Here is a 25,094-nt window from a genome sequence, read left to right on the forward strand (position 1 = left end):
CAAGGGCTCAACGGCCCGTGCTCTACGGAATGTGCAATCGTTTCTTGCGCGATCGGCTACGGCTGGATCACCGGGATGGGATTGCGCGAGAACCACTGGGTGAGGAATTCCAGGAACACGCTGATCTTGCGCGGGGCGGCCTGCCCGGGCCCGTAGATGGCGTACAACGGGCGGTCGGGCACGGCGAGTTCCGGGAGCAGCACGCGCAGGGCGCCGGAGACGAGGTCGTCGTAGGCCGGCCGCTGCGGGAGCAGGGCGATGCCGCGGCCGTGCACGGCGGCCTTCTGGAGGGCGAGGTAGGAGTTGGAGGAGAACGCCACGTTGCGGATCTTGTGCAGGGTGGAGGCGTGGCCGTGGCCGATGCGCCACACCGGGTCGTTGACGTGCACCAGGCAGTCGTGGTGGGCGATGGCGTTCGGTTCGGTGAGCGGGCCGTTGCGGTCCAGGTACCCCTCGGACGCGCACAGCACGAACGGCAGCGAGGCGATCTTCTTCAGGCGGACGCTCGAGTCGCGGAGGTCCCGGGTATGGAAGGCGACATCGAATCCGCTGTCCAGGAAATCGTAGGTACGGTCCGACATGCCGCCGAGTTCGAAGCGGACCTGGATTTTGGGGTGGGCCGCGGAAAAGGCGGCGATGGCGTCCCCGAGATCCAGGCTGCCTATCCATTTCGGGCAGATGATGCTGAGCGTTCCCTCGGGCCGGTCGTGGAGCTGGGCGATTCCGGCGTCCTCCGCCTCGATCTCCTGGAGGATGCGGGCGGCGAATTCGGCGTACCGCTGGCCCGGTTCGGTGAGGCTCACCGAGCGGGCCGTGCGGTTGACGAGCCGGACGCCGACCTGCCGCTCCAGCTCCGCCACGTGCCGGGAGACCAGGGAGCCCGAACTGCCCAGCTTCTTGGCGGCGCCGCTGAAGCTGCCGACCTGCGCGACGGTGACGAAGCTGTGCATCAGAAGCAGACGGTCCATGGTTCCTCGGTTCTCTCCGGAGGCGGGTGGAGCGGGGGCAGCCTATGCGAGACGCATCCGTTTCATAAGGGGTCTGACCTGCCCTTTTCCTGCGCCTACTCGGCGCAGTAGGCCGGGGCCTCGGCGGCGGTCTCCTTGGTCACCAGGGTGAGCGGGGTGCGGGTGATCTTCTCGGCGCCCTGCTCCTTGTCGAGCAGCTTCACGGTGCTGTCCAGGGCGTTGGCGCCGGTGAGTTGGGCGGGGTTGGAGACGGTGCCGAGGAAGGTGCCGTTCTTGACGGCCTCGACGCCGCGCTCGGTGCCGTTGTTCGTCACGATCTTGACGTCGGCCTTGGCCGCCTGGAAGGCGTTGAGGGCGCCGAAGGCCATCTCCTCGTTGGCGACGAAGACGTAGTCCAGGTCCGGGTGCGACTGGATCATGTTCTCCGCCACCTCCTGCGCCTTGGCGGGGCTGAACATGCCGGGCTGGTCGGCGACGACCTTCGCGGTGTCCGGGAGGTTGTCGGTGAAGCCGCCGACCAGGACGTCGGAGGCGGCGCCGGGAGCGCCCGCGATGACGCCGACCTGAACGGCCTTGCCGCCCGCGTCCTCGGTGACCAGCTCGGCGTCCATCTTGCCGACTTCGGCGAGCGGCACGATGGAGGCGCCGAGGACGTCCTTCATGTCCTCCAGCAGGACCGAGGTCAGGAAGATGGGCACGTTCGCCGCCTTGGCCTTGGCTATGTCGGCCTCCAGGGCGTCCACGTTGACCGTCTGGACGATGACCGCGTCGACTCCGCGGGAGATCATGTCCTCGATGTTGGACAGCTCCTTGCCGGCGTCCTGGGTGGAGTTGGCGGTGTAGAGCTCCACGCCCAGTTCCTTGGCCTTGGCCTCGATCGCCGCCTGGAGACAGGTGTGGAACTCGGTGTTGTTGCCGTTGACGAAGCCGATCGTGTAGTCGCCGTCGCCGGCGGCGGTGCTCACGGTGTCGTCGTCCTTGCTGCAGCCGCTGAGCAGCAGGCCCGCGCCGACTGCGGTGACGACGACGGCGGTGCGGTACCGGGAGGTGAGTCTCATGGTGCGGTGCCTTTCGGGTCGGACGTGCGGTCAGTGGGCGGAGTGGCGGGACTTCTGCAACTGGTTGGCTATCGCGGCGATCACCAGGACCGTGCCGACCGACACCGGCTGGTAGAAGGAGGAGATCTGCAGCAGGTTCAGGGAGTTGGCGACCACGCCGAGCAGGACGACGCCGAGGATCGTGCCGACGACCGTGCCCCGGCCGCCCTCCAGCGCCGTACCGCCGATGACGACCGCCGCCACGGCGCTGAGCTGGAGCATCAGTCCGCCGCCGGGGCTGGGGCTGCTCGCCACGAGCCGGGACAGCAGCATGATTCCGGCGAGGCCGGACAGGGCGCCGGCGCCCGCGTACAGCAGCAGCTTGTTGCGGTGGACACTGATGCCGCTGAGCCGGGCGACGTGTTCGTTGCCGCCGATGGCGAAGAGGTCGCGGCCGTACGTCGTGTACTTCATGACCAGGGCGGTCAGCGCGAGGACGATCAGCGCCAGCCAGGTGAGGTTGGGCAGTCCGATGAAGTAGCCGGCGCCGAGGCCGGACAGGGCGTCGCCGCCGGAGACGGTCTTGCCGTCGAGGACGACGAGCTGGACGCCGTCCAGGATGGTGGCGGTCGCCAGGGTCACCACGAACGGCGCGACGTTGGTGTACGTGATCACCAGGCCGTTGACCAGGCCGATCGCCATGGCGAGGGCGACGGAGGCGAGGACGGTGACGGTGACCGAGGTGCCGTTGTGCAGGAGCTGGGCGGCGAAGGCGGCGACGACGTAGACGTTGCTGCCCATGGAGAAGTCCATGCCGCCCGCGGTCATCACCAGGGTCAGGGCGGCGGCGATCACCGCGGTGACGCTGACCTGGCGCAGCACGTTGACGAGGTTGTCCTGGGTCAGGAAGGCGTCGCTCTGGGTGGCGGTGAAGCCCGCGACCAGGATCAGCACGGCGATCAGGCCGAGATGCGGGATCCGCTGCACGGCCGCGAGGAGGCCGCCCTGCTCGCCGTCCCGGCGCGGAGCCGGCTGCTCCACCTCGGGGGCCGGTGTCTTGAGGCTCATGCGTTGTTCCCTCCCAGGGCGGTCGCGACCAGCTCGTCGCGGGTGATGCGGGCGATCTCGTGCTCGGCGACGATCCGGCCGGAGCGCACGACCACCGCGCGGTCGGCCAGGCGCATGACCTCCTCGGCGGAGGAGGAGGCGAGCAGGACCGCCACGCCCCGGCTCGCGAGGTCGTCGATGATCGTGTGGATGTCGGCCTTGGCGGCGACGTCGACCCCGTTGGTGGGGTCCTCCAGGAAGACGGCGGTGGGTGCGGTCTCCAGCCATTTGGCGAGCAGCACCTTCTGCTGGTTGCCGCCGGACAGCGCGCCGACCGCCGGGTTGCGGGCGAGGGTGACCACGCCGTAGGTGTCGCGGCGCGGGGCCGCGCGGCGGGTCTGCTCGGCCTCGCGGTGCAGCCGGCGCCGGTCGAAGCGGTCGCTGGCCAGCATCAGGTTCTCGTCGACGGACAGGCCCGGGATGATGCCGAGGTTGCGGCGGTCGCCGGTGACGCAGCGCAGTCCGCTGCGCAGCGAGTGCCGCACCTTGCCGAGCGGTACCGGGCGGCCGTCGACGAGGAGTTGGCCGGTGTCCGGGCGGGTCCGTCCGGAGAGCAGGTCGAAGAGGTAGGACTGGGCGTCGCCGGCGGCTCCGAGCACGCCGACCACCTCGCCCCGGCGCACCTCGACGCCGAAGTCGCGGATGAAGCGGCCGCGGCCCAGGCCCCGGACCTCGATGCCGATCTCGTCCTTGGGGGCCGGCCGGGTGGGCCGGTGGGAGACGACGTCCCGGCCGACCATGTGCCGGACCAGGCCGGGTGCGTCGAGGTCGCCGACGGTGCCGGTGTGCACGACCCGTCCGTCGCGCATCACGGTGACGCGGTCGGCGACGTCCAGCACCTCGTCGATGTAGTGCGAGATGTAGACGATGGCGATGCCCTCGTCGCGGAGCCTGCGCACCAGTGCCTTGACCTGCTCGGCGGCGTGGGCGCCGAGGCAGGCGGTGGGCTCGTCGAGGATGAGGACCCGGCCGCCGCGGCGCACTTCGCGGGCGACCTCGACCATGGTCTGCTCGGCGACGGTCAGCGCCCCGGCCGGCTGCTCCACGTCGAGGTGGATGCCGAGGTCGCCGAGCGCCTCGCGGGCCTCGGCCCGTACCGTGGACCAGCTGACCCGGCCGCCTTTGACCGGCAACACGCCCAGCAGGACGTTCTCGGCGACGGTGAGGCCCATGACGAGTTCGCGTCGCTGCGGCACGAAGGAGATGCCGAGCCGCCGGGCCTGCCGCATGGTCAGGCACCGGTGGGCGTGGCCGTCGATGTCGACGGTGCCCCGGTCGGGCTGGTGGACGCCGGCGAGGACGTGCACGAGCGTCGACTTTCCGGCGCCGTTCATGCCCATCAGGGCGTGCACCTCGCCGGGGAGCAGGTCGAGTCCCACGTCCCGCAGCGCGGCGGCGCCGCCGAAGCTCTTGGTGACGCCGCGGACGCGGACCACGGCCGCCGCCTTCACGGGGTCGCCTCCGGCACGACCCGGGCGTAGCCGCGGACGTCCGGGAAGGGGGGTTCCCGGTCGGCCTGGAGGTCCACCTGGAAGGCGTTCAGGCACATGCCGAGCATGGTGAAGTTGCCGAGCGCGCCGATGGTGTCGACCAGGCCCTTGGGGCCGAAGTGGGCGAGGGCGCGGGCGAAGGTCTCGTCGCCGACGAAGTGGTCCTCCAGGACCTCCCGGCAGAACTGGTAGAAGGCCTGGTCCGCCTCGCTGTCGAAGACGGCCTCGCGCCGCTCGGCGACGGCCTGGACGGCGGCCTCGGGCAGGCCGGCCTCGATCGCCTGCTGCACATGGGCGTTCCAGGAGTACTGCGCGTCCCAGTTGCGGGCGGCCATCAGCAGGCTCAGCTCGCGCAGGTGCTTCGGCAGCGAGCAGTCGAAGCGGGCGAACGCCCCGAGGGACTCCGCCCGTTCGCACATCTCCGGGCTGTGCAGCCAGACCCGGAACGGGCCGCGGACGGCGCCGCGGCGGCCGGCGATCCGGGCGGCCAGCTCCTGCTGCCGCGGATCCATTTCCTCTTGGCTGAGAACGGGGAGCCTCATGTGGCCGATACCTGCCTTTTCTTTCCGGCACGTTGCGGGCACGGAACGGATCGCCGTGCGACGCCAGCCGACGGTACAGCCGGGTCCGGAAAGCTCACCCTTCTCGGAGCGCAAGGTAAACCTGCACGCCGGAGGGCACCCATTCGCCGGGGCGCGTCCTACCGTCGGTCGCCTGCAAGCACGTACTGGAGAGGAACCCCCGGATGACCACGATCATCAAGGTCGCGTCGGTACCGCTGCTGGACCGCGGCGGATCCGTCGTGACGACACCGCTGATCACCACGTCCTCGGCGGGCGGCGAGAACCGGATCACCAGCGGGATGAGCGTGTATCCGGTCGGCTCCGGGGCGCCGCTGCACTCGCACAACTGCGACGAGCACGTGACGGTGCTGGAGGGCGAGGCGGAGGTAGTGGTGGACGGTGTGGTGACGAAGCTGGAGCAGTTCGACACCACCTATGTGCCGTCGCCGGTCCCGCATCTGTTCCGGAACACCGGCGACCGGCCGTTGCGGATCCTGTGGGTGTATTCCTCGGGGCATGTGACCCGCACCTTCACCGAGACCGGAAGAACGGTGGAGCATCTGTCGGCCGAGGACCAGATGGGCTGAGGCACCGGGGACGACGGCGGACGCCGCTCGTCCCGACCGGCGTCCGTCCCCCCTGGGGTCAGTGCGTGGTGACCAGCTCTCGCGGGGCGCCCTCGGCCGGGGTCCGGCGCCCGCCGCGCAGCGCGGCGATGCCGATGAAGACCATGGACGACACTCCGGCGAGGGCGAAGGCGGTGAAGCCCCAGTCGCCGTTGTTCGCGGCGAGCAGCTGCCCGCCGAGCCACGGTCCGAAGACGGCGCCGAAGCGGCCCATGCCGGAGGTCCAGCCGACGGCGGTGGCGCGGTTGCCGGGGGTGGAGCGGATCGAGACCGTCGCGTAGATCATCGTCTGGGCGCTGTTGAGGAACACACCGGTGAGGAAGACGACCGTCATGGTCACCGCGAGCGGCATGTGGACGCTGAGCAGGAACACCCCGGCCGCGGTGAGCGCGAACCAGATCGCCGAGATGCGCGGGGCGCCGAAGCGGTCGGCGGCGCGTCCGGCCACCAGCATGCCCACGATGCCGCCGAGGTTGAAGACGACGACGAAGGTGAGCGCGGAGCCCAGTTCGTAGCCCTCGGCGCGCATCAGGGTGGGCAGCCAGGTGGCGACGCCGTAGACCAGCAGCAGTCCGCCGAAGGAGGCGAGCCAGTACAGCAGGGTCTGGGTCCACTCGCCGCCGCGGAACAGGCCCTTCAGGTTGGCCCAGCGGTCGCCGGCGGCCGGCTTGTCGGTCTTGGCGGCGGGGAGTTCGACGTCGTAGCGGGCGGCCAGCGCGCGGGCCTCCTCGGCGCGGCCCTTGGCCATCAGGAAGCTCAGCGACTCGGGCAGGAACCTGGCGAGGACGGGGGCGAAGAGCAGCGGGAGCACGCAGACCCAGAAGGCGGCGCGCCACCCGGCCGGCTCGATCAGCCACTTGGCGACGTAGGCGGAGAGGATGCCGCCCGCGTGGTGGGCGGTCATCAGCAGGCCGATGACGATCGCGGCGCGGCCGCGCGGGGCGTAGTCGGAGACCATGCTGATCGCGGTGGGGAGCAGCCCGCCGAGGCCCACCCCGGCGAGGGTCCGGCCGAGGCCGAAGACGGCGACGGAGTCGGCGATCGCGCACACGCCCGAGGCCAGCGAGAACAGGACCACGCAGGAAACCATCAGCTTCTTGCGCCCGATCCGGTCCGCGACCGTACCGGCGGTCAGGGCGCCGACCAGCATGCCGAAGGTGGCGTAGGAGCCGAGGTCGCCGGCCTGGCCGGGGGTGAGGCCGAAGGTCCCGGTCTCCAGCAGGTGCGGCAGGACCGAGCCGTAGATGAACATGTCGAGGCCGTCGAAGAGCACGGCCAGCCAGCACAGCCCGATGACCAGGAAGGCCAGTCTGCTGCCGCGGGCGGATGGAGCGAGGGGGGACATCGTTGTTCTTCCTCTCGTGCGGGGTGCGCTAGACGCTAAGGAGCCGCACCCGAAAGAGTCAACGTTTTTGTCAACAATCTCATCGACGATTCGGTACGACTCCCGCGGCGGTCGCGCTACGCGACCGGTGGCGTCCCGTGCGTGTGGAAGGACTCGATGGTCTTCAGGCCCCAGGCCTGCCCCTTCCTGCGCTCCTCCTCGGTCCAGGTGATCAGCGGCCAGTCGGGCGCCAGCACCAGCCGGGTGAGCGGATTGCACAGCTCGATCCGGTTGCCGCCCGGCTCGTAGACGTACAGGAAGAACGTCTGCTGGATGGCGTGCTTGTGCGGTCCCGTCTCGATGAACACCCCGCTGTCGATGGCGAGATCGGCGGCGCGCAGCACGTCCTCGCGGGTGTCGGTGGCGAAGGCGATGTGGTGCAGCCGCCCGGTGCTGCCGGTCCAGTCCGAGGAGTAGACGACGTCGTACGACTTGTTCGTGTATGTCAGCCAGCGCGCCGCGATCTTCCCGCTGTCGAGGCGGATCTGTTCCGTCGGCCGGGCGCCGAGCACGTCCTGCTGGAACTCGGCGTTGGCGAGGACGTCCGCGGCGAGGAAGTTGACGTGGTCGAGCCGGCGTACCCCCACGCCCCGGTTGGGCTTGGCCTGCGGCTGGTTCTTCAGCGCGGGCCGCAACTCCTCGGGGGCCGCGTAGTGTTCGCTCTCCCAGTACAGGGCGTGCTCATGGCCGTCGGGGTCGGTGGTGACGTAGAGCTTGCCGAGGCCGGGCTCGTCCTCCGCCCAGTGTCCCGATCCGCCCGACTCCTCGACCGCCCTGAGCCGGCGGTGCAGTGCCTCCTCGCTGGAGGTGCGCAGCGCGAGCCGGCCGAGGCCGGGGTGTTCCCGGGCGGTGAGGACCAGGCTGTGGTGCTCGTAGTCGTCGAAGGTCCGCAAGTAGACGGTGCCGCCCTGCTGGTGATGGACCGTCAGGCCGAGATAGTCGGTGAAGAAGGCGACGCTCGCGTCCAGGTCGGGCGTGAACAGCTGGGCGTGGCCGATGTGCGCGATGTCGCCGAGCGGCGGAGTCATCGGGGACCTCCAAGGGGTTGTACGGCGGCCCTGGCGAAGACGGTGCCGTCGAAGATCTTGCGGGCCGTGCGGACCACGGCGGTGCGGCGGGCGGTGGGCAGGCCGTCGGCATCGGTGCCGAGACTGCTCTCGATGTCCAGGAAGCCGGTGGGGTGTTCGATCCGGACCCGGTCGCTGCCGGGGTCGAGCCGCGCCAGGCCGGCGGCCACGCCTCCGTCGATCCGCAGGCCCGCGGCCACGCCGGCCGCGCCCAGCACCCCGATCGAGGTGTGGCAGCGCACGGGGATGAAGGTGCGGGTGGTGACGGCACCGCCGTGACGGGGCGGGGCGAGCAGCGTCAGCTTGGGCACGGTCGCCTCGGACACGTCACCGAGGCCCATGAGGCGGCCGGCCCGCAGCCGGATCCGCCGGAGCCGGCCGGCGAGTTCGGTGTCCTCCTCCAGGTCCCTCGGCGACTCGTAGCCGGTGACCTTGAGCGCGGTGGCCGCCATGAGAACCGTCGGCATGCCGTTGTCCACACAGGTCACCGGCACCCCGTCGATCTCGTCCCGGACGTGTCCGGTGGGCAGCAGGGCGGAGGCGCCCGGCGGGAACTCGATCACCACGGGGGCGGCCGTGCCGGGCACGCCCGAGATCGCGGCGCCGCCCGTGTAGTCGACGCGTCCGCCCGGGCTCGGGAAGGTCGCCGTGGCGTGGTCACCGGAGTTGACCATGCGGATCCGGACCGCGGTCTCCCGTTCGCCCGCCGGGACGAGCCCGCGCTCCACGGCGAACGGGCCGACCCCGGCGAGGATGTTCCCGCAGTTCTGACGGTCGGTCACCTCGGGCCGGTCGACGCCCACTTGGAGGAAGAGGTAGTCGACGTCGGCCCGCGGGTCGGCCGACGTCGACACCACGGCCACCTTGCTGGTGAGCGGGTGCGCCCCGCCGAGTCCGTCGATCTGGCGCGGGTCCGGGCTGCCCATGATCCGCAGCAGCAGCTCGTCCCGGGCGTCCGGTTCCGCGGGCAGGTCACCGGCGAGGAAGTAGGCGCCCTTGGACGTGCCGCCGCGCATCAGCAGACAGGGCACCTCCTCGGTCACGGCCGCTCTCCCTCGTACTGCTCGTACGTCCGGTACTCGACGCCGAGTTCCTTCAGCCTGTCCCGCAGCCCGTAGCGGTCCAGGCCGAGCTGTCCGTCGAGGAAGGCGGCCCGGGTGGCGGTCTCCTTGTCCTCACGGGCCCGGGACTTCCGCACCGTCTCGCGGACGCGCTCCCGGGGGACGACCACGACTCCGTCGTCGTCGGCGAGGATCGCGTCGCCGGGGCGGACGATCTGGCCGTCGATGGCGATCGGCACATTGACCGAACCGCCCGTCGCCTTGACCGTGCCCTGCGAGGAGACCGCCCGGGACCAGGCGGCGAAGCCCATGTCCCGCAGCTCCTGGGTGTCGCGGATCCCGGTGTTCAGCACCACGCCGCGTACCCCGCGCTGCTGGAGGGCGGTCGCGAACAGCTCGCCGAACAGGCCGTCGGTGCACGGCGAGGTGGTGGTGACGACCAGGATGTCGCCCTCGCCGCACTGCTCGACGGCGGCGTGGATCATGAGGTTGTCGCCGGGCCAGCTCAGTACGGTGACCGCGGTGCCGGCGACCCGGACGCCCTGCTGCACGGGCCGGATCCCCGGGCCCAGCAGGCCGGTGCGGCCCATGGCCTCGCTCACGGTGGCCACGCCGTACCCGGCCAGCGCGTCGATGTCCTCGATGGCCGCCTTCGGGGGGCCGGTGACGATGACGCCGCTCATGCCAGCTCCTTCGCGATCTGCGGGTAGGGGCGCATGTACGCCTCGGCCATGGTCTTGTGGGCGAGCCCCAGGTTGGGGCCCGCGTTGCGCTTGAGCTGGACTCCGCGCCGGACGGCGAGGTCGGTGTAGTAGTCCCACAGGTGCTGCTGGGCGCCGAGGCACTCCATGGCCTTGCGCTTGGTCTCCCAGACCTCGGTGATGTCGAGCAGCACCTCGGGCTTGAAGCCGCTCATCTCGGGCTGGTGGGGCTCGAAGAAGAAGACCGGCGGGGCGCCGATGATCTCGCCCTTGCCCGGGTAGCCGATGGCCTGGGCGAGCACCCGGGCCTCCAGCGCCATGCGGTTGGCGGCGGGGTGGTCGCCGTTGTACGGGTCCTCGGTGGGGTGGGTCAGCACGACGTCCGGCTGGGTCGCGCGGTAGACCTCGACGAGCTGGTCGGTCAGCTCGGCGGTGGCGATCAGCGGGTAGTCGCCGGCGTCGAAGAAGCGGACCTCGGCGCCCAGGGCGGCGGCGGCCCGCTCGGCCTCGTCCCGCCGTATCGCCTTGATCTCCGCCAGGTTCTTCCCCTCGCGCCACGCCTTGGCGGACTCGCCGCGCTCGCCGAAGGTCAGACAGGCGATGGTGACCTTCTCGCCGCGGGACGCGGCGAGGGCGATGGCACCGCCGGCGCGCCACACGAAGTCACCGGCGTGCGCGGTGACGACGAGCGTCGAACGTGCTGGGGCGGGCGCGTTGGCCTGAGTCATGGTGGAGAACTCCTTGCTGGACAGGTGGGCGCCCGCCTCGCGCGAGGTTCAGTCGCGCAGCGCCTCGATCACGCTGCTGAGGTGGGCGCGGACGGCCGCCTCGGCCGCCTCGGGGTCCCTGGCCCTGATCGCCTCGATCATCGCCAGATGCTCACTCAGGGACTGCTGCGGCCGCCCCGGCCGCAGTGCCAGCTGGAAGCGGTGGCGCACCAGTTGGGCGTTGAGCCGCTCCAGCAGCTCCAGCGCGGTCTGCTGGCCGGAGAACTCCCGGATCCTGGTGTGCAGTTCGTGGTTGAGGTCGGAGTAGGTGACCGGCTCCCCGGCGGCCACGGCCTTGGTCATCGCCGTGCCCAGCTCGGTGAGTTCGGCCAGCTGCTCGTCGCTCGCCGCGACGGCCGCCTTCGCCGCGCACAGTCCTTCGAGGACCATGCGGCACTCGGTGATGGCGACGGCTTCCTCCACCGTCACCACCCGCACCCGCGAGCCGCGGTTGCGGATCCGCTCGACGAGGCCCTGGGCCTCCAGATCGATGAGCGCCGCGCGGATGCTCGCCCGTGTCACACCGAACTGCTCGGCGAGTTCGTTCTCCACCAGCCGCTGTGCCGGTGCCATCTCGCCGTGCAGGATCGCCTGCCGCAGCCGCGCGAGCGCGTGCTGTCTGGCCTGCTCCCCGGTGCTCGGACGGGCTTCGTTCGGCATCGTGTGCCCTCCCTGAGTGAGTGCGTGTCGAACCTAAATCTAGTCCAACAGAATTGTCAACAATTTTGTCCGGCGTATTGCGAGCGTGATGCGGGAGTCTGGCTCACTCCCCCGGCGGCGCCCCCTCGTACGCCCGGCGCAGCACCCGGAGCACCCCGTCCGTCGTCACCGGGCGGGGGTTGACCGTCACCTCGGCCGCGGCCCGGGCGGCGGCCTCTGCCAAGTCGGCCTCGGCCAGGTCGAGTTCGGCGAGGGAGCGCGGGACGCCGAGGCGCCGGGGCAGGTCCCACAGGGCGCGCGGGGCGTCGTCCGTGTCCAGGGCGCGGGCCACGACGGCGGCGGCCTCGGGGGCGGCGGGCGCGTTGTGGGCCAGCACGTGCGGCAGCACCAGCGCGTGCGTCTCGGCGTGCGGCAGGCCGAAGGAGCCGCCGAGGACATGGCACAGCTTGTGATGCAGGCCCATGGTGGCGGCGCCCAGGCTCGTCCCGCACAGCCAGGCCCCGTGCAGGGCGCGCCCGCGGGCTTCGACCGACGCGGGTTCGGCGGCAACCGCGGGCAGGGCGGCGGCCATCACCCGGACGCCCTCCTCGGCCGTCAGTTGGGTCAGCGGCGAGGCGTCCGGCGCGTACAGGGCCTCGACGGCGTGCGCGAGGGCGTTGACGCCGCTGGCCACGGAGAGCGGGACCGGCAGGGAGAGGGTCAGTTCGGGGTCGTAGACGACACCGCGCGGCTGTACGACGGGGTCGCGGCCGGTGCGTTTGACGCCGTGCTCGGTCAGGCCCCACACGGGGGTCATCTCCGAGCCGGAGTAGGTGGACGGCACCGCGATCAGCGGCAGGCCGGTGCGCAGGGCGACGGCTTTGCCGAGGCCGATCGAGGAGCCGCCGCCGACGGCGACACACCCGTCGGCGCCCGCCGCGCGCGCCGCCGAGACGGCCCGGCCGGCCACCTCCACGGGCACATGCATCCGCGCCTCGGGGTGCACCGCGACGCAGAGCGGGCCGAGGGAGTCGGCGACGGCCCGCGCGGTGTCGGCGCCGCGCGGGCCCGAGAGCACCATGAGCCGTCGCAGGCCGAGCCGCCGGGCCTCCTCGGCGGTCGCCGTGACGGCGGCGCCCGCCCGCAGCACGATCCGCACGGGCACGGACTCGTGGGTGAAGGCGAGGGGATCCTGGTCGTTCACGATCACTCCGGTTCCGGTCGTCGTTGGCCGCCGTCGGTCGCGACGAAGTGTCCTCCCGAGCGGGTGGATACCGCACACTGTGCCGACGGCGCTGATCCACCGCGGCCGGTTAGGGTCCTGGCATGAGCCACAGTTTCGTCGTCCACATCCCCGACGCCGCACTCGAACCCGAGCCGCTCGCGCACGAGCAGATCGTCTCCGGCAGGCCCGAGGTGACCGGGAAGGTGCTCTGGGAGTCCGCGGACGGCCGGCAGATCCGGGGGATCTGGCAGATCACCCCGGGCGTGGTCACCGACACCGAGGCGGACGAACTGTTCGTGGTGATCAGCGGCTCGGCCACCATCGAGGTCGAGGACGGGCCGACGCTGACGGTGGGCCCCGGCGACATGGCGGTGCTGCGCGCGGGCGACCGTACGACCTGGACGGTGCACGAGACGCTGCGCAAGGCGTACGCGATCAATCTGTGAGCGGCGGGGCCGTGGTGCCCCGGATCTCCAGCGCGGGCGCGGCAAGGCGGAGGCGGCCCGGTGCCCCGGGCCGCTCGAAGCGGTCCAGGAGACAGCGGGCGGCGCGCCGGCCGACATCGTGGCCGCCGCCGTCCACGGTGGTCAGCCACAGGTGCCGCAGCCGGGAGACGCTCGTGTTGTCGTAGCCGGCCACGGACAGGTCGCGCGGCACGTCGAGGCCGAGTTCCCCGGCCGCCGAGAGCGCGCCGACGCAGGCGATGTCGTTGACGGCGAAGACGGCGGTCGGCCGGTCGGGGCGGCCGAGCAGGCGGACCGTGGCGCGGTAGCCGCCCTCCTCGGTCATGTCGCAGGCTTCGACGCGCGCGCCGTCCGCCAGGCCGTGCGCGCGCATCGTCGCCTCGAAGCTCCGTCTGCGCAGCTCGCCGACCGCGCCGTAGCCCGCGAGGTGCGCGATCCGGCGGTGGCCGAGGCCGATGAGGTGCTCGGTGACCAGGCGGGCGCCCTGCTCGTCGTCACCGGCGACGACGTCCACCCGCGGCGGCACCGCCTCGCGGGCGCCCGCCACGACCACCGGCATCCGCTCGGCGACCGCCCCGAGCCCGGCCGGGCCGGGCAGGGTGCCGACCACGACCAGGCCGTCGACGCGCAGGTCGAGGAAGGGGGCGGCGGGGTCCTGGCCGGTGCGGCGGTTGAGCCGGGCGTCGGCGAGCAGCATGTGCAGACCGTGGTCGTGCAGCAGCGGGTTCAGCCCGTCGAGCAGCTCAACGAACCAGGGGTTGCGCAGGTCGTTGAGGAGGACGCCGACGGTCCGGGTGCGCCGCTCGCTGAGGCTGCGGGCGGCGGTGTTGGGCCGGTAGCCGAGCTCCCGCACGGCCCGCAGCACGGCCTCCCGCTTCTCGGGGCGCACCTGCTCGGAGCCGCGCAGCACCAGCGAGACCAGGGACTTGGAGACCCCGGCCCGTTCGGCCACGTCGCGGATGGTCGGCGGTCGCATGACATGGACCGTTCCACGGGCCGTCCGGGCTTGTCAAAGAGTTGACACCCGGCGTAGACCGCGCTCAGTGTGGGCGGAAAGGCTTCTGGACCGGTCCAAAGAAGGGCTGTCATGGTGGATGCGCTCGGGGTCGCCGTCGTCGGGTTCGGCTGGATGGGGCGGGTGCACACCCAGGCCTACGCACGCGTGCGCCACCACTATCCGTGGCTGCCCCTGCGTCCGGAGCTGGTCACCGTCGCCGAGGAGGTGCCGGGGCGGGCCGAGGAGGCCGCGGCGCAGTTCGGCTTCGCCGCCACGACCCGCCACTGGCGCGAGGTGGCCGCCGACCCGCGGGTGCGGGCGGTCAGTATCACCGCCCCGAACTTCCTGCACCGCGAGATCGGCGTCGCGATGGCGGAGGCGGGCAAGCACATCTGGATCGAGAAGCCGGTCGGCCTGACCGCCGAGGACGCCCGCGCGGTCGCCGCCGCGGTGGCGCGGGCCGGGGTGTGCGGGGCGGTCGGCTTCAACTACCGCAACGCGCCCGCGGTGGAGAAGGCCCGCGACCTGATCGCCGCCGGGGGGATCGGCACGGTCACGCATGTGCGCGTGCGGCTGTTCAGCGACTACGCCGCCCATCCCGAGTCCGCGCTGACCTGGCGCTACGAGCGCGAGCGCGGCGGCAGCGGAGTCCTCGGGGACCTCGCCTCGCACGGCGTGGACCTGGCCCGGTACCTGCTCGGCGAGCTCACCTCCCTCACCGCCGACACCGCGGTCTTCGTACCGGAGCGGGCCCGCCCGGCCGGCGCCACCGCGGGCCACACCCGGGCCCGGGGCGGCGAACTCGGCCCGGTCGAGAACGAGGACTACGTCAACTGCCTGCTCCGCTTCGCCTCCGGCGCCCGCGGCGTCCTGGAGGCGAGCCGGGTCGCGGTCGGCGAACAGAACACCTACGGCTTCGAGATCCACGGCACCCGGGGCGCGCTGCTGTGGGACTTCCGCCGGATGAACGAGCTGGGCATCAGCCGCGGTACGGCCTACCAGGACCAGCCCGTCAGCACGGTGTACGTCGGCCCGGGCGACGGCGAGTTCGGCGCCTTCCAGCCCGGCGCGGCCAACGCCATGGGCTACGACGACCTGAAGGTGGTGGAGGCCTACCGCTTCCTGCGCTCCATCGCCGAGCACAGGCCCTACGGCGCCACCCTCACGGACGCCGTGCGCAGCGCCGACGCGCTCGACGCGATGACCCGCTCCGCCACGACCGGCACGTGGGTCGACCTGCCTGCACCGTAGGTGTGCTGCACGGCGACACCACCTGGATCGACCGCCTACACCGCAGGCATGTTGTACGGCGTCACCACCTGGATCGGGGACGGCAGTGTGGGGCCCGCGGGCGGCAGGGCGCCGTGGGCCCGCATCACGTGGTGGCAGGCCTCGCGCAGGTCTTGGCGGAGGTCGTGGTGGAGGACGGCGGAGAGCCGGTGCTCGCGCAGCAGGCGGGTGTTGTCGTGGTCGAGGTCGTGCGCCACGAACACCGCGCACCCGCGGCCGAGTTCCTCGAAGGCCCGCAGGGTGGCGATGTTGCCGCCGCCGATGGAGTAGACGGCGCGGATGTCCGGGTCGCGTTCCAGGGCCGCCCGCACCAGGTCGTACTGGGTGGCGTCCAGGCCCTGGCCCTCGGCGATCTCCACCAGCGCGCGCTCGGGGTGCCGGGCGCGCATCGCGCTGCGGAACCCCATCTCGCGCTCCTCCTCGTTGCGGAAGAAGCCGCTGGAGAGGCTGGTGAGCACATTGCCGGGGCGGTCCCCGAGCCACTGGCCCATGAGGTACGCGGCGGTCGCCCCGGCGGCCCGGTTGTCGATGCCGACGTAGGCCAGGCGGGGCGTGGCGGGCAGGTCGGTCACCAGCGTCACCACCGGGATCCCGGCCGCCGCCAGCCGGCCGACCGCGGCGGTGACCTCGGGGACGTCCGGCGCCTTGAGGATGACGCCCTGCGAGCCGCGCCGGGCGATCCGGTCGAGCGTCCGGGTCAGTTCGGAGGCGGGCCCCGTCTGACGGAAGTGGAAACGCGAACGGACCACCGCCGGGTGCAGGGACGGCAGTTCCGCCTCCAGGGCGCCCCGCACGGCGGTGGAGAACCGCTCCGGAGCCTGCATCACGATGTCCACCATGAAGGTGCGGCCGACCAGCCGGACCTGGGTGCGCTGCCGGTCCAGGTCGGCGACGGCCCGGCGTACCTCGTGCGCGGTGCTCTCCCGCACCCCTCCCCTGCCGTTGAGCACCCGGTCCACCGTGGCCTCGCTCAGACCCGCCTGCCGCGCGATCTCCCGGATCGGGAACGGATGGCCCATGCCGAGGCTCCTTGAGGGGTTTTTGACGGCTGCCTGCCGGTTGTTCGACGGCTTTGTCCTGACAAGAATGACAGGACTGCGTCGCCCCTGTCACCGAGAGGACACCGATGTCCTTCACTGCCCGGCTGTCCGCGCGGGACTGCGACCTCGACGCGTTCCGCACGCTCGTGGAGCGGACCACCGACCCCGCCGACTACCCGCACGCCGCCGCCGTCGAGCACGAGGTGCCCGTCTACGAGGGGACCGTGCCCGAGGACGAGCTGGTCCACGTCCTCACCGACGGCCCCGGCGTGGTGGTCTTCCGCGGCGCCTTCGACCGGGAGGCCGTCGACCGGGTCACCGAGGTGTTCGAGGCGCTGATCGCCGGGCAGCGCGCCTCGGGCACGAGCGCCGGCGACCACTTCGCGCGGCCCGGTGCCAACGACCGGGTCTGGAACGCGCTGGAGAAGGCCGCCCTGCACGACCCGGAGTCCTTCGCCGACTACTACGCCAACGACATCCTGGCGCTGGTGTCGCGAGCCTGGCTCGGCCCCGGCTACCAGGTGACCTCGCAGGTCAACGTCGTCAACCCGGGCGGCGCCGCCCAGACCGCGCACCGCGACTACCACCTGGGTTTCCTGCCGGACGAGAGAGCGGCCGCCTACCCGGCGCACGTCCACCGCCTCTCCCCCGTGCTGACCCTCCAGGGCGCCGTCGCGCACGGCGACATGCCGGTGGAGTCGGGCCCGACGATGTACCTGCCGTACTCACAGACCTACGAACCCGGCTATCTGGCCTGGCGGCGCCCGGAGTTCCAGCGGTACTTCGACACCCACCACGTGCAGCTGCCGCTGGCGAAGGGCGACGCGGCCTTCTTCAACCCGGCCCTCTTCCACGCCGCCGGCACCAACCGCACCACGGACGTGAGGCGGACGGCCAATCTCCTTCAGGTGTCGTCCGCGTTCGGACGGCCGATGGAGACGGTCGACCGGGAGGCGGTCGTCAACACCGTGTACCCGGTGCTGCTCAGGCGCCGGAGCGAGGGCGCGGACGTGGCACGGCTGGAGAACGTGATCGCCGCGAGCGCCGAGGGCTATCCCTTCCCCACGAACCTCGACCGTGACCCGCCCGTCGGCGGACTCGCCCCGCCCTCGCAGGCGGACGTGGTGCGACGCGCGCTGCGTGAGGCATGGGCTCCGCAGGCACTGCGGGACGAGCTGAGGGCCCGCGCCGAGCGGCGCCGGAGCTGAAAGGACCTGTGACGCCATGGGACTTCTCGACGACAAGGTGGTCCTCGTCAACGGCGGCACCCAGGGCGTCGGCGCCGCCGTCGCACGGGCCGCGGCCCGCGAGGGGGCGGTCGTGGCCGTCACCGGCCGGCGCCCCGAACCGGGCGAGGCACTGGTGGCGGAGCTGACGGCCGCCGGCGCCGAGGCGCTGTTCCTTCGGGCCGACCTGGCGGACGCCGAGCGGTCCAGGGGCGCCGTCGCCGAGGTCGTGGCGGCCCGGGGCCGGATCGACTGCCTGGTGAACGCGGCGGGGCTGACCTCCCGGGGCACCCTGCTGGACACCACGCCCGAGCTGTTCGACCAGCACATCGCCGTCAACCTCAGGGCGCCCTTCTTCGCCATGCAGGCCGCGGTCGCCGACATGGTGGCCCGCGCGGCGCCGGGCACGATCGTCAACGTCATCACCTCCTCGGCGCACGGCGGACAGCCCTTCCTCGCGCCGTACGTCGCCGCCAAGGCCGGGCTGATCGGCCTGACCCGCAACGCCGCCCACGCCCACCGCTTCGACCGGATCCGGATCAACGGCCTGAACATCGGCTGGACCGGGACGGAGGGCGAGGACGCGATCCAGCGGACCTTCCACGGCGCCGGGGACGACTGGCGCGAACGGGCCGCCGCCCGGCTGCCGATGGGCAGGCTCGGCCGGCCCGACGAGATCGCCGACCTCGTGGTGTTCCTGCTCTCGGAGCGCTCCGGAGTGGTCACCGGATCGGTGATCGAGTGGGACCAGAACGTTCTCGGCGGCCTCGACTGACCCCCTCACCCCAGGAGCTGCACCACCATGCGCATCGGAATCCTCGGCCTCGGCCGCATCGGCGCCTTCCACGCCGAGACCCTCTCCGGACTCGACGCCGTCGACTCCCTCGTCCTCACGGACCCCTTCGCGGACGCCGCCAAGTCCGCCGCCGAGCGGTTCGGCGGCGAGGTGGTGGACTCGCCCGAGGCCCTGCTGTCCGCCGGGGTGGACGGCATCGTCGTCGCGGCGGCCACGGACGCCCATCCCGCGCTCATCCTGGCCGGGGTCGAGGCAGGTGTCCCCGTCTTGTGCGAGAAGCCCGTCGCCCGGACCATGCCCGAGGGCGTACAGGTCCTGCGGGCCGTGGAGGGCGCGGGCGTGCCGGTCCAGATCGGCTACAACCGCCGCTTCGACGCCGGTTTCGTCGCCGCTCGGGCCGCCGTGCAGGGCGGCGAGCTGGGCACGCTGCACACCGTACGGTCGACCACGCTGGACCCGGCGCCGGCGCCCGCCGGGTACATCGCCGCCTCCGGGGGCATCTTCCGGGACTGCTCGGTCCACGACTTCGACATCATCCGCTGGGTGACGGGGCGCGAGGTCAGCGAGGTGTACGCGGTGGGCGGCAACCGGGGCGCCGACTACATCGCGCGGGCGGGCGACGCCGACACCACGGCCGCGATCCTCACCCTGGACGACGGCACCCTCGCGGTGGTCTCCAACTCCCGCCACAACGGCCGGGGTTACGACGTCCGGATGGAGCTGCACGGCTTCCGGGACTCCATCGCCGTCGGCTTGGAGGACAAGCTGCCGCTGCGCTCGGTCGAACCCGGGGCCGCCTTCCCCGCGGGCACCCCGCACGACTTCTTCATGGACCGCTTCGCCGCGGCCTACCGCGCCGAACTCACCGCGTTCACCGAGGTCGTGGCCGGCACCCGGATCTCCCCGTGCACGGTCGCGGACGCCCTGGAGGCCGGGTGGATCGCCGAGGCGTGCACCCGGTCGCTGCACGAGCACCGCCCCGTCACCGTCGCGGAGATACGGCAGGCGTGAGCGGGCCGGGCACCGCTGTCGCCCGGCCGGGCGCATCCCCGGCCGGGCGGCGGCGGTCAGCCCTGGGTACCGCTGATGTTGACCATCCACGGCACGCCGAAGCGGTCGGTGCACATGCCGAAGACGTCGCCCCACATCTGCTTCTCCAAGGGCACCGCCACCTGCCCGCCCTCGGACAGCTTCTCCCAGTAGCCGCGCAGCTCGGCCTCGTCGTCGCCGCTCAGGCTCACGGAGAAGTTGTTCTCGGTGTGCTTCTCGGTCCCGGGCGGGTTGTCGGCGCCCATCAGGGTGAAGCCGCCCGGGGTCTCCAGCATGCCGTGCATGATCTTGTCGGCCATGGGGGCGTCCGTCTGCCCGAGGTCGCCGTACGAGTTGAGGTCCAGGGTGCCGCCGAAGACCTCCTGGTAGAACTCCATGGCCTGCCGGGCGTCGCCGGCGAAGGTGAGGTAGGGGTTGAGTCGCGAAGCCATCACAAGCCTCCCGGAGCGGGAACGGTCACTGCTGTGCACGCTAGCGCGCGGCACTGACAACGGCCCGCCGAGCGCCGCTCAGCCGTACAGCGCGGGCCGCTCGGCCAGCTCCACCGTCACCCGGCCGCCCTCGCGCAGGGCCCGGGTCCCCGCCTCGCAGACGGCGGCCGCCGCATAGCCGTCCCAGATGCCCGGCCCGGTGACCTCGCCCCGCCGGGTGGCGTCGACCCAGGCCTGGACCTCCCGGTCGTAGGCGTCCGCGAACCGCTCGGTCCAGTCCTGGGCGATGCTGCCGCCCCAGCGGCCCGCGGTGGCGGTGACCAGGTCGTGGGCGTCCCCGATGCGGGCGGTGCCGCGTTCGCAGACCACCTCGGCCTGCACCTGGTAGCCGAACCCGCAGTTGACGAAGATCTCCACGTCCGACAGGGCGCCGCCGGCGGTCTCCAGGACGACGAACTGCGGGTCGGCCAGCCCTTCGGGGGCGTCGGCGGAGGGCGCCGGGCGCAGCACCGTGACCGCCGTGATCTCGTGGCCGAGCAGCCAGCGCGTGACGTCCACCTCGTGGGCGACGGAGTCGGTGATGAGCATCTCGGAGGTGAAGAAGTCCGGGCTCGCGACATTGCGGTGCCGGTTGTGCAGCATCAGCGGACGGCCCAGGCGCCCGGTCTCCAGCAGCGCCTTGAGCCGCGCGTACTCGGGGTCGTAGCGGCGCATGAACCCGACCTGGACGCGGCGCCGGCCGAGGGCCTGTTCGGCCTCGACGAGGCGCAGCGCGGAGGCCGCGTCGGGGGTGAGGGGTTTCTCGCACAGCACGGGCAGGTCGTGTGCGAAGGCGGCCATGAGCGCGGCCTCGTGGGCCGGGCCGGGCGAGGCGACGAGGACGGCGTCGACGTCCGCCGACGCCATCGCCTTGGCGGGGTCGGTGTGCACGGCGCAGCCGCCGGCGCGGGCGGCCACGGCCGCGGCGCGCTCCGCGTCGACGTCGACCACGGCGGTGACGCGGGCCCCGCTGATCACTTCCTGGATACGGCGGACGTGGTCGGCGCCCATGCGGCCGGTACCGATGACGGCTACGCCGAGCGGTGCGTTCTCAGGCACCGCAGGACCTCAGGAACGTCCGGGTGCGCACCGCGATCGGCAGCGGCCGGTCCGGTTCGCAGGGGTACATGTCCTGCTCGACGATGGCGAACAGCTCGACCCCGAGCCGCTGCGCGGCCACCAGCACCGGTTCGAGGTCCGGGACCCCGGCGGGCGGTTCGCACATCACGCCGCGCTGCACGGCGGGCCCGAACGGGATCTCGTCGCGCACCACGTCCGCGAGGATCTCCGGGTCGACCTGCTTGAGGTGCAGATAGCCGATGCGTTCGCCGTAGGTCTCGATCAGCTTGACGCTGTCGCCGCCGCAGTAGGCGTAGTGCCCGGTGTCCAGGCAGAGGTTGACCAGCTCGGCGTCGGTGGAGTCGAGGAAGCGCTCCACGTGGTCCTCGGTGTCGAGGTGGGTGTCGGCGTGCGGGTGGACGACGATGTCGAGGCCGTAGGCCTCCTTGACCTCGTGCCCGAGCCGTTCCATGCCCTTGGTGAGGTGGGCCCACTGCTCGCCGGTCAGCTCCGGCGGTTCCAGGATCTCGGCGGTCTTGTCGTCGCGCCAGAAGGAGGGGATGACCACGAGGTGGCGGGCGCCCATGGCCTGGGTGAGGGCGGCGACCTGGCTGACGTGTTCCCAGGTGGACTCCCACACGGACGGGCCGCGGTGCAGGCCGGTGAAGACCGTGCCGGCGGACACCGTGAGGTTCCGGCGGGCGACCTCGTCGGTGAGCCGGGCCGGGTCGGTGGGGAGATAGCCGTACGGGCCGAGCTCGATCCACTCGTATCCGGCCTCGGCGACCTCGTCCAGGAAGCGCTGCCAGGGCACCTGCCGGGGGTCGTCGGGGAACCACACGCCCCAGGAGTCGGGGGCCGAACCGACCCGGATGCGGTCGAGTGCCGCCATGTTCACGCCTTTCCTTCGGGGGTGCCGGCCACCGGTGCGGTGAGGTCCGCCGCCTCGGGGAGCTCCTCGACGTCGACGCCCCGCACCTGGGACAGCTCGTGCTTGAGGGCGGCGAGTTCGGCGCCGCCGGCCATGTGGTGGGTGAGTTCCTCCAGGCTCACCCGGCCGCGGTCGGCGGACAGCTCCAGGGTGCCGAGCCGCAGCACGCTGAAGTGGTCGCCGACCATGTAGGCGTGGTGGGGATTGTGGGTGATGAAGATGACGCCGAGGCCGCGGTCGCGGGCGGCGGCGATGTACTTGAGGACCACTCCGGACTGCTTGACGCCGAGGGCGGCGGTCGGCTCGTCCAGGATGAGGACGCGGGCGCCGAAGTGGACGGCGCGGGCGATGGCCACGCACTGGCGCTGGCCGCCGGAGAGGGTGCCGATGGGCTGTTCCAGGTCGTCGAGGACGATGCCCATCTCGCGCAGTCGGTGATCGGCGGTCCGTTTCATCGCGGCGATGTCGAGGCGGCGGACCGGCCAGGGGCCCTTGGTCAGCTCGGAGCCGAGGAAGAAGTTGCGCCAGACCGGCATCAGCGGGACGGTCGCCAGGTCCTGGTAGACGGTGGCGATCCCGCGGTCGAGGGCCTCGCGGGGGGTGCTGAAGCGGACCGGTTCGCCGTCGACGAGGAACTCGCCCTCGCTGTGCTGGTGCAGACCCGAGACGATCTTGATGAGGGTGGACTTGCCGGCGCCGTTGTCGCCGAGCACACAGGTCACCTTGCCGGGGTGGACGGCGAGGCTCACCCCGTGCAGGGCGCGGATGTTGCCGTAGGACTTGCCGGCGCCGCGCAGTTCGACGATCGGCCGGTCCTCCTGGGGTGCCGGGTCCTTGCGGATGGCTCCGTGCGGGGTCGTCATTGCGGTCACCTCCGGGTCGCCGTGCGGCGGACCCACAGATTGATGAGCGTGGCGGCGAGGAGCATCACGCCCAGGAACGCCTTGAACCAGTCGGGGTTCCAGCCGGCGTACACGATGCCCTGCTGGACCATGCCGAACATGAACGCGCCGAAGACCGGGCCGATCGCCGAGCCGTAGCCGCCGGTCAGCAGACAGCCGCCGATGACCGCCGCGGCGATGTAGATGAGCTCCTGGCCGACGCCCTCGCCGGACTGCACGGTGTTGAAGGAGAACAGCTGGTGCATGCCGACGAACCAGGCACCGAAGCCGACCAGCATGAACAGCGAGATCTTGGTGAACGTCACCGGCACGCCGACGGCCCGGGCGGACTCCTTGCTGCCGCCGACGGCGAAGACCCAGTTGCCGTACTTGGTGCGCAGCAGCACCCAGGTGGCGAGCGCGGCGAAGACCAGCCACCACACGATGGTGATCTTCACCTGGACGCCGCCGACGTCGAAGGAGGACGCGAACAGGGCCTTGGCCTGGTCGAATCCGTCCATGGTGCTGATGTCGTCGGTGGCGACGTTGCCGGTGATCAGCTTGGTGACGGCGAGGTTCGCGCCCTGGAGGATCAGGAAGGTGCCGAGGGTCACCAGGAAGCTCGGCAGGCCGGTCCTGACCAGCATCCAGCCGTTGAAGAACCCGATCGCGAGCGACACGGCCAGGGCCACGATCACCCCGACCCAGACGTTCATGGTCAGCTGGTAGCTGATCATGCTGGCGGTCAGCGCCGACGCGATCACCGCGACACCGGCCGACAGGTCGAACTCGCCGCCGATCATCAGCAGGGCCACGGGCAGCGCCATGATCCCGATGGTCGACGACTGGTACAGGATGTTGGCCATCGAGCTGCCGTCGCGCACCGGCGGGGCGGTGATCAGGAAGAAGACCAGCACCGCCACGGCGCCCAGGAAGACGCCCACTTCGGGACGGGCGAGGAGCCGCAGCGCGAGCGGGCGCTCGGCGGTCCGTCCGTCGCCGCCCTCGGGGCCGGGGGCCGGCGGTGAGGTCACCGCCGGCTCAGCCTGCTGGGTCATGTCGATCACCGGGTGCCCTTCGCGGCGAACCCGGCGACCGCCTCGACATTGGACTTGTCGACGAAGGCCGGGCCGGTCAGCACCGGCTGCTCACCGCCGCCCATGTAGTTGCCGTTGTTCTTGTAGAGCCACAGCGAGTCGACGGCCAGGTAGCCCTGGAGGTAGGGCTGCTGGTCGACGGCGAACTCGATGGTGCCCTTGCTGATGGCCCCGGTCAGGTCCTTGTTGAGGTCGAAGGTGGCGACCTTGGCCGAGCTGCCCGACTCCGCCACGGACTGCGCCGCGGTGAGCGCGAAGGGGGCGCCGAGGGTGACCACGTGGTCGATGGCCTTGTCCTCGGCGAGCTTGGCGGTGATCGTCGACTTCACGGACGGCATGTCGGTGCCGTTGACGTTGAGCGTCTCGACCGTGCCGGAGAAGGTCTTCTCGACGCCGTCGCAGCGCTGGGTGAGACCGATGTTGCCCTGTTCCTGGATGACGCAGACGGCCTTCTTGGCGCCGGCCTCGTTGAGCCGCTTGCCGAGCGCCTCGCCGGCGACCGTCTCGTCCTGGCCGAAGAACTCCATCAGGCCGAGCTGCTGCCACTCGCTGACACCGGAGTTGAGGCCGACGACGGGTATGTCCGCGGCCTTCGCCTTGGCTATGACGTCCTTGAGGGCGTCCGGCTTGGCGAGGGTGACGGCGATGCCGTCGACCTTCTGGTCGATGGCGTTCTGCACGAGGTTGGCCTGGACGCCCGCGCTGGGGTCGGCCGAGTAGATGAGCTTGATGTTGTCCTTGGCGGCGGCGGCCTCGGCGCCCTTGCGGACGATGTCCCAGAAGGTGTCGCCCGGCGACTGGTGGGTCACCAGGGCGACCGTCATGCGCGGGGTGTCGGCCTTGCCCGCGGAGGCGCCGTCCGCGCTTTCCTCGGCCTTCTTGCCGCCGGAGCCGCTGGAGCAGCCTGCGAGGGTCAGGGCTGCCGCAGCGGCCAGGGCCACCAGGGGGGCCGTTCTGCGGGAGCGGGAGTGCGAAGAGCGGTCCATCTTTCCTGCACCTCACTGTGCGACGGGGGAACGACGGGAAAGAAACGCGGCTGGTGCGTTGGTCCCGGATCCAATCCCCTGATGGGCCCGCTGTCAATACTTTGTTAAGACATCATTTCACAAGCAGGTCCGAATGTAAGTACAAAGTATGTCTGACAGCGGGGCCGCTCGG

26 protein-coding genes are annotated in these 25,094 nt (G+C 71.7%); 6 read left to right on the forward strand and 20 right to left on the reverse strand.

Annotated elements, in window-relative coordinates; translation table 11 throughout:
• Nucleotides 1-56 precede the first annotated feature (56 nt).
• The 5 genes from ACWD1Z_RS04635 to ACWD1Z_RS04655 form a co-directional block, all read right to left on the reverse strand.
• On the reverse strand, nt 57-968 hold the full coding sequence (locus ACWD1Z_RS04635) for a LysR family transcriptional regulator (protein ID WP_451115499.1): 912 nt from the start codon (nt 966-968) through the stop codon (nt 57-59).
• 95 nt (nt 969-1,063) lie between these two features.
• The gene (locus ACWD1Z_RS04640) at nt 1,064-2,026 is read right to left on the reverse strand and encodes a sugar ABC transporter substrate-binding protein (protein WP_451115500.1); all 963 of its coding nucleotides are present in this window, start codon (nt 2,024-2,026) and stop codon (nt 1,064-1,066) included.
• A gap of 30 nt (nt 2,027-2,056) precedes the next feature.
• The gene (locus ACWD1Z_RS04645) at nt 2,057-3,073 is read right to left on the reverse strand and encodes an ABC transporter permease (RefSeq protein WP_451115502.1); all 1,017 of its coding nucleotides are present in this window, start codon (nt 3,071-3,073) and stop codon (nt 2,057-2,059) included.
• Nucleotides 3,070-4,563: a sugar ABC transporter ATP-binding protein gene (locus tag ACWD1Z_RS04650; protein ID WP_451115504.1), complete on the reverse strand. Its 1,494-nt coding sequence runs from the start codon at nt 4,561-4,563 to the stop codon at nt 3,070-3,072. Before ACWD1Z_RS04650 ends, ACWD1Z_RS04645 begins: the two co-directional genes overlap by 4 nt.
• Complete coding sequence (locus tag ACWD1Z_RS04655; protein ID WP_451115506.1) at nt 4,560-5,114, reverse strand: carboxymuconolactone decarboxylase family protein; 555 nt, start codon at nt 5,112-5,114, stop codon at nt 4,560-4,562. The genes ACWD1Z_RS04650 and ACWD1Z_RS04655 overlap by 4 nt, the downstream gene beginning before the upstream one ends.
• Before the next feature lie 233 nt (nt 5,115-5,347).
• Between ACWD1Z_RS04655 and ACWD1Z_RS04660 the strand changes: the two genes are divergently transcribed.
• A complete protein-coding gene (locus ACWD1Z_RS04660) occupies nt 5,348-5,752 on the forward strand; it encodes a cupin domain-containing protein (protein WP_451115508.1) in 405 nt (134 codons plus the stop codon).
• A 58-nt stretch (nt 5,753-5,810) separates the two neighbouring features.
• Here the strand turns inward: ACWD1Z_RS04660 and ACWD1Z_RS04665 are convergent, their stop codons facing one another.
• The 7 genes from ACWD1Z_RS04665 to ACWD1Z_RS04695 all read right to left on the reverse strand — a co-directional run bounded on the left by ACWD1Z_RS04665 (nt 5,811) and on the right by ACWD1Z_RS04695 (nt 12,614).
• Nucleotides 5,811-7,136 carry an MFS transporter gene (locus tag ACWD1Z_RS04665; protein WP_451115509.1) on the reverse strand — a complete coding sequence of 442 codons (1,326 nt, stop codon included), beginning with the start codon at nt 7,134-7,136 and terminating at the stop codon, nt 5,811-5,813.
• Nucleotides 7,137-7,252: 116 nt separating this feature from the next.
• On the reverse strand, nt 7,253-8,203 hold the full coding sequence (locus ACWD1Z_RS04670; RefSeq protein WP_451115511.1) for a catechol 2,3-dioxygenase: 951 nt from the start codon (nt 8,201-8,203) through the stop codon (nt 7,253-7,255).
• Entirely contained in the window at nt 8,200-9,258 is a 1,059-nt protein-coding gene (locus tag ACWD1Z_RS04675) for a 4-oxalomesaconate tautomerase (protein ID WP_451116314.1), read from the reverse strand. The genes ACWD1Z_RS04670 and ACWD1Z_RS04675 overlap by 4 nt, the downstream gene beginning before the upstream one ends.
• A 23-nt stretch (nt 9,259-9,281) precedes the next feature.
• Entirely contained in the window at nt 9,282-9,986 is a 705-nt protein-coding gene (locus ACWD1Z_RS04680) for a 4-carboxy-4-hydroxy-2-oxoadipate aldolase/oxaloacetate decarboxylase (RefSeq protein ID WP_451115513.1), read from the reverse strand.
• Nucleotides 9,983-10,732, reverse strand: coding sequence for a PIG-L deacetylase family protein (locus tag ACWD1Z_RS04685; protein WP_451115514.1), 750 nt, complete (start codon nt 10,730-10,732; stop codon nt 9,983-9,985). Before ACWD1Z_RS04685 ends, ACWD1Z_RS04680 begins: the two co-directional genes overlap by 4 nt.
• Nucleotides 10,733-10,780: 48 nt before the next feature.
• Nucleotides 10,781-11,431, reverse strand: a complete 651-nt coding sequence (locus ACWD1Z_RS04690; RefSeq protein ID WP_451115516.1) for a GntR family transcriptional regulator — start codon at nt 11,429-11,431, stop codon at nt 10,781-10,783.
• Between the two features lie 103 nt (nt 11,432-11,534).
• A complete protein-coding gene (locus ACWD1Z_RS04695) occupies nt 11,535-12,614 on the reverse strand; it encodes a maleylacetate reductase (protein WP_451115518.1) in 1,080 nt (359 codons plus the stop codon).
• A gap of 122 nt (nt 12,615-12,736) precedes the next feature.
• Between ACWD1Z_RS04695 and ACWD1Z_RS04700 the strand changes: the two genes are divergently transcribed.
• Nucleotides 12,737-13,081, forward strand: coding sequence for a cupin domain-containing protein (locus tag ACWD1Z_RS04700; RefSeq protein WP_451115520.1), 345 nt, complete (start codon nt 12,737-12,739; stop codon nt 13,079-13,081).
• Here ACWD1Z_RS04700 and ACWD1Z_RS04705 read toward each other — a convergent pair.
• Complete coding sequence (locus ACWD1Z_RS04705; protein ID WP_451115521.1) at nt 13,071-14,075, reverse strand: LacI family DNA-binding transcriptional regulator; 1,005 nt, start codon at nt 14,073-14,075, stop codon at nt 13,071-13,073. The two genes, ACWD1Z_RS04700 and ACWD1Z_RS04705, sit on opposite strands and share 11 nt — an antisense overlap.
• A 111-nt stretch (nt 14,076-14,186) precedes the next feature.
• Here ACWD1Z_RS04705 and ACWD1Z_RS04710 point away from each other — a divergent pair, with 111 nt between their 5' ends.
• A complete protein-coding gene (locus ACWD1Z_RS04710) occupies nt 14,187-15,347 on the forward strand; it encodes a Gfo/Idh/MocA family protein (protein WP_451115523.1) in 1,161 nt (386 codons plus the stop codon).
• 35 nt (nt 15,348-15,382) lie between these two features.
• Here the strand turns inward: ACWD1Z_RS04710 and ACWD1Z_RS04715 are convergent, their stop codons facing one another.
• Nucleotides 15,383-16,405, reverse strand: coding sequence for a LacI family DNA-binding transcriptional regulator (locus tag ACWD1Z_RS04715; RefSeq protein WP_451115525.1), 1,023 nt, complete (start codon nt 16,403-16,405; stop codon nt 15,383-15,385).
• Between the two features lie 107 nt (nt 16,406-16,512).
• Between ACWD1Z_RS04715 and ACWD1Z_RS04720 the strand changes: the two genes are divergently transcribed.
• The 3 genes from ACWD1Z_RS04720 to ACWD1Z_RS04730 are packed head-to-tail and all read left to right on the forward strand — an operon-like array spanning nt 16,513 to nt 19,459.
• A complete protein-coding gene (locus ACWD1Z_RS04720; protein WP_451115527.1) occupies nt 16,513-17,634 on the forward strand; it encodes a phytanoyl-CoA dioxygenase family protein in 1,122 nt (373 codons plus the stop codon).
• A gap of 16 nt (nt 17,635-17,650) precedes the next feature.
• A complete protein-coding gene (locus ACWD1Z_RS04725) occupies nt 17,651-18,427 on the forward strand; it encodes an SDR family oxidoreductase (protein ID WP_451115529.1) in 777 nt (258 codons plus the stop codon).
• Nucleotides 18,428-18,454: 27 nt separating this feature from the next.
• Nucleotides 18,455-19,459 carry a Gfo/Idh/MocA family protein gene (locus tag ACWD1Z_RS04730; RefSeq protein ID WP_451115530.1) on the forward strand — a complete coding sequence of 335 codons (1,005 nt, stop codon included), beginning with the start codon at nt 18,455-18,457 and terminating at the stop codon, nt 19,457-19,459.
• A gap of 56 nt (nt 19,460-19,515) precedes the next feature.
• On the opposite strand, the gene ACWD1Z_RS04735 is transcribed toward ACWD1Z_RS04730, so the two are convergent.
• The 6 genes from ACWD1Z_RS04735 to ACWD1Z_RS04760 all read right to left on the reverse strand — a co-directional run bounded on the left by ACWD1Z_RS04735 (nt 19,516) and on the right by ACWD1Z_RS04760 (nt 24,922).
• On the reverse strand, nt 19,516-19,929 hold the full coding sequence (locus tag ACWD1Z_RS04735) for a VOC family protein (RefSeq protein WP_451115532.1): 414 nt from the start codon (nt 19,927-19,929) through the stop codon (nt 19,516-19,518).
• Between the two features lie 78 nt (nt 19,930-20,007).
• Nucleotides 20,008-21,027 carry a Gfo/Idh/MocA family protein gene (locus ACWD1Z_RS04740; protein ID WP_451115534.1) on the reverse strand — a complete coding sequence of 340 codons (1,020 nt, stop codon included), beginning with the start codon at nt 21,025-21,027 and terminating at the stop codon, nt 20,008-20,010.
• On the reverse strand, nt 21,020-21,919 hold the full coding sequence (locus tag ACWD1Z_RS04745) for a sugar phosphate isomerase/epimerase family protein (RefSeq protein WP_451115536.1): 900 nt from the start codon (nt 21,917-21,919) through the stop codon (nt 21,020-21,022). The genes ACWD1Z_RS04740 and ACWD1Z_RS04745 overlap by 8 nt, the downstream gene beginning before the upstream one ends.
• 2 nt (nt 21,920-21,921) lie before the next feature.
• On the reverse strand, nt 21,922-22,821 hold the full coding sequence (locus tag ACWD1Z_RS04750) for an ATP-binding cassette domain-containing protein (RefSeq protein ID WP_451115537.1): 900 nt from the start codon (nt 22,819-22,821) through the stop codon (nt 21,922-21,924).
• A gap of 5 nt (nt 22,822-22,826) precedes the next feature.
• Complete coding sequence (locus ACWD1Z_RS04755) at nt 22,827-23,903, reverse strand: ABC transporter permease (RefSeq protein WP_451116316.1); 1,077 nt, start codon at nt 23,901-23,903, stop codon at nt 22,827-22,829.
• Nucleotides 23,903-24,922, reverse strand: a complete 1,020-nt coding sequence (locus ACWD1Z_RS04760; RefSeq protein ID WP_451115538.1) for a sugar ABC transporter substrate-binding protein — start codon at nt 24,920-24,922, stop codon at nt 23,903-23,905. The genes ACWD1Z_RS04755 and ACWD1Z_RS04760 overlap by 1 nt, the downstream gene beginning before the upstream one ends.
• Nucleotides 24,923-25,094: the final 172 nt, after the last annotated feature.

The sequence above is a fragment of the Streptomyces sp. NPDC002784 genome, assembly GCF_053592135.1.

What these genes read in the sequence shown, in the direction of transcription:
- ACWD1Z_RS04635 (WP_451115499.1), bottom strand. Translation starts at nt 968, where the DNA reads ATGGACCGTCTGCTTCTGATGCACAGCTTCGTCACCGTCGCGCAGGTC.
- ACWD1Z_RS04640 (WP_451115500.1), bottom strand. Translation starts at nt 2,026, where the DNA reads ATGAGACTCACCTCCCGGTACCGCACCGCCGTCGTCGTCACCGCAGTC.
- ACWD1Z_RS04645 (WP_451115502.1), bottom strand. Translation starts at nt 3,073, where the DNA reads ATGAGCCTCAAGACACCGGCCCCCGAGGTGGAGCAGCCGGCTCCGCGC.
- ACWD1Z_RS04655 (WP_451115506.1), bottom strand. Translation starts at nt 5,114, where the DNA reads ATGGATCCGCGGCAGCAGGAGCTGGCCGCCCGGATCGCCGGCCGCCGC.
- ACWD1Z_RS04660 (WP_451115508.1), top strand. Translation starts at nt 5,348, where the DNA reads ATGACCACGATCATCAAGGTCGCGTCGGTACCGCTGCTGGACCGCGGC.
- ACWD1Z_RS04665 (WP_451115509.1), bottom strand. Translation starts at nt 7,136, where the DNA reads ATGTCCCCCCTCGCTCCATCCGCCCGCGGCAGCAGACTGGCCTTCCTG.
- ACWD1Z_RS04670 (WP_451115511.1), bottom strand. Translation starts at nt 8,203, where the DNA reads ATGACTCCGCCGCTCGGCGACATCGCGCACATCGGCCACGCCCAGCTG.
- ACWD1Z_RS04675 (WP_451116314.1), bottom strand. Translation starts at nt 9,258, where the DNA reads ATGCGCGGCGGCACGTCCAAGGGCGCCTACTTCCTCGCCGGTGACCTG.
- ACWD1Z_RS04680 (WP_451115513.1), bottom strand. Translation starts at nt 9,986, where the DNA reads ATGAGCGGCGTCATCGTCACCGGCCCCCCGAAGGCGGCCATCGAGGAC.
- ACWD1Z_RS04685 (WP_451115514.1), bottom strand. Translation starts at nt 10,732, where the DNA reads ATGACTCAGGCCAACGCGCCCGCCCCAGCACGTTCGACGCTCGTCGTC.
- ACWD1Z_RS04690 (WP_451115516.1), bottom strand. Translation starts at nt 11,431, where the DNA reads ATGCCGAACGAAGCCCGTCCGAGCACCGGGGAGCAGGCCAGACAGCAC.
- ACWD1Z_RS04700 (WP_451115520.1), top strand. Translation starts at nt 12,737, where the DNA reads ATGAGCCACAGTTTCGTCGTCCACATCCCCGACGCCGCACTCGAACCC.
- ACWD1Z_RS04705 (WP_451115521.1), bottom strand. Translation starts at nt 14,075, where the DNA reads ATGCGACCGCCGACCATCCGCGACGTGGCCGAACGGGCCGGGGTCTCC.
- ACWD1Z_RS04710 (WP_451115523.1), top strand. Translation starts at nt 14,187, where the DNA reads ATGGTGGATGCGCTCGGGGTCGCCGTCGTCGGGTTCGGCTGGATGGGG.
- ACWD1Z_RS04715 (WP_451115525.1), bottom strand. Translation starts at nt 16,405, where the DNA reads ATGGGCCATCCGTTCCCGATCCGGGAGATCGCGCGGCAGGCGGGTCTG.
- ACWD1Z_RS04720 (WP_451115527.1), top strand. Translation starts at nt 16,513, where the DNA reads ATGTCCTTCACTGCCCGGCTGTCCGCGCGGGACTGCGACCTCGACGCG.
- ACWD1Z_RS04725 (WP_451115529.1), top strand. Translation starts at nt 17,651, where the DNA reads ATGGGACTTCTCGACGACAAGGTGGTCCTCGTCAACGGCGGCACCCAG.
- ACWD1Z_RS04730 (WP_451115530.1), top strand. Translation starts at nt 18,455, where the DNA reads ATGCGCATCGGAATCCTCGGCCTCGGCCGCATCGGCGCCTTCCACGCC.
- ACWD1Z_RS04735 (WP_451115532.1), bottom strand. Translation starts at nt 19,929, where the DNA reads ATGGCTTCGCGACTCAACCCCTACCTCACCTTCGCCGGCGACGCCCGG.
- ACWD1Z_RS04745 (WP_451115536.1), bottom strand. Translation starts at nt 21,919, where the DNA reads ATGGCGGCACTCGACCGCATCCGGGTCGGTTCGGCCCCCGACTCCTGG.
- ACWD1Z_RS04750 (WP_451115537.1), bottom strand. Translation starts at nt 22,821, where the DNA reads ATGACGACCCCGCACGGAGCCATCCGCAAGGACCCGGCACCCCAGGAG.
- ACWD1Z_RS04760 (WP_451115538.1), bottom strand. Translation starts at nt 24,922, where the DNA reads ATGGACCGCTCTTCGCACTCCCGCTCCCGCAGAACGGCCCCCCTGGTG.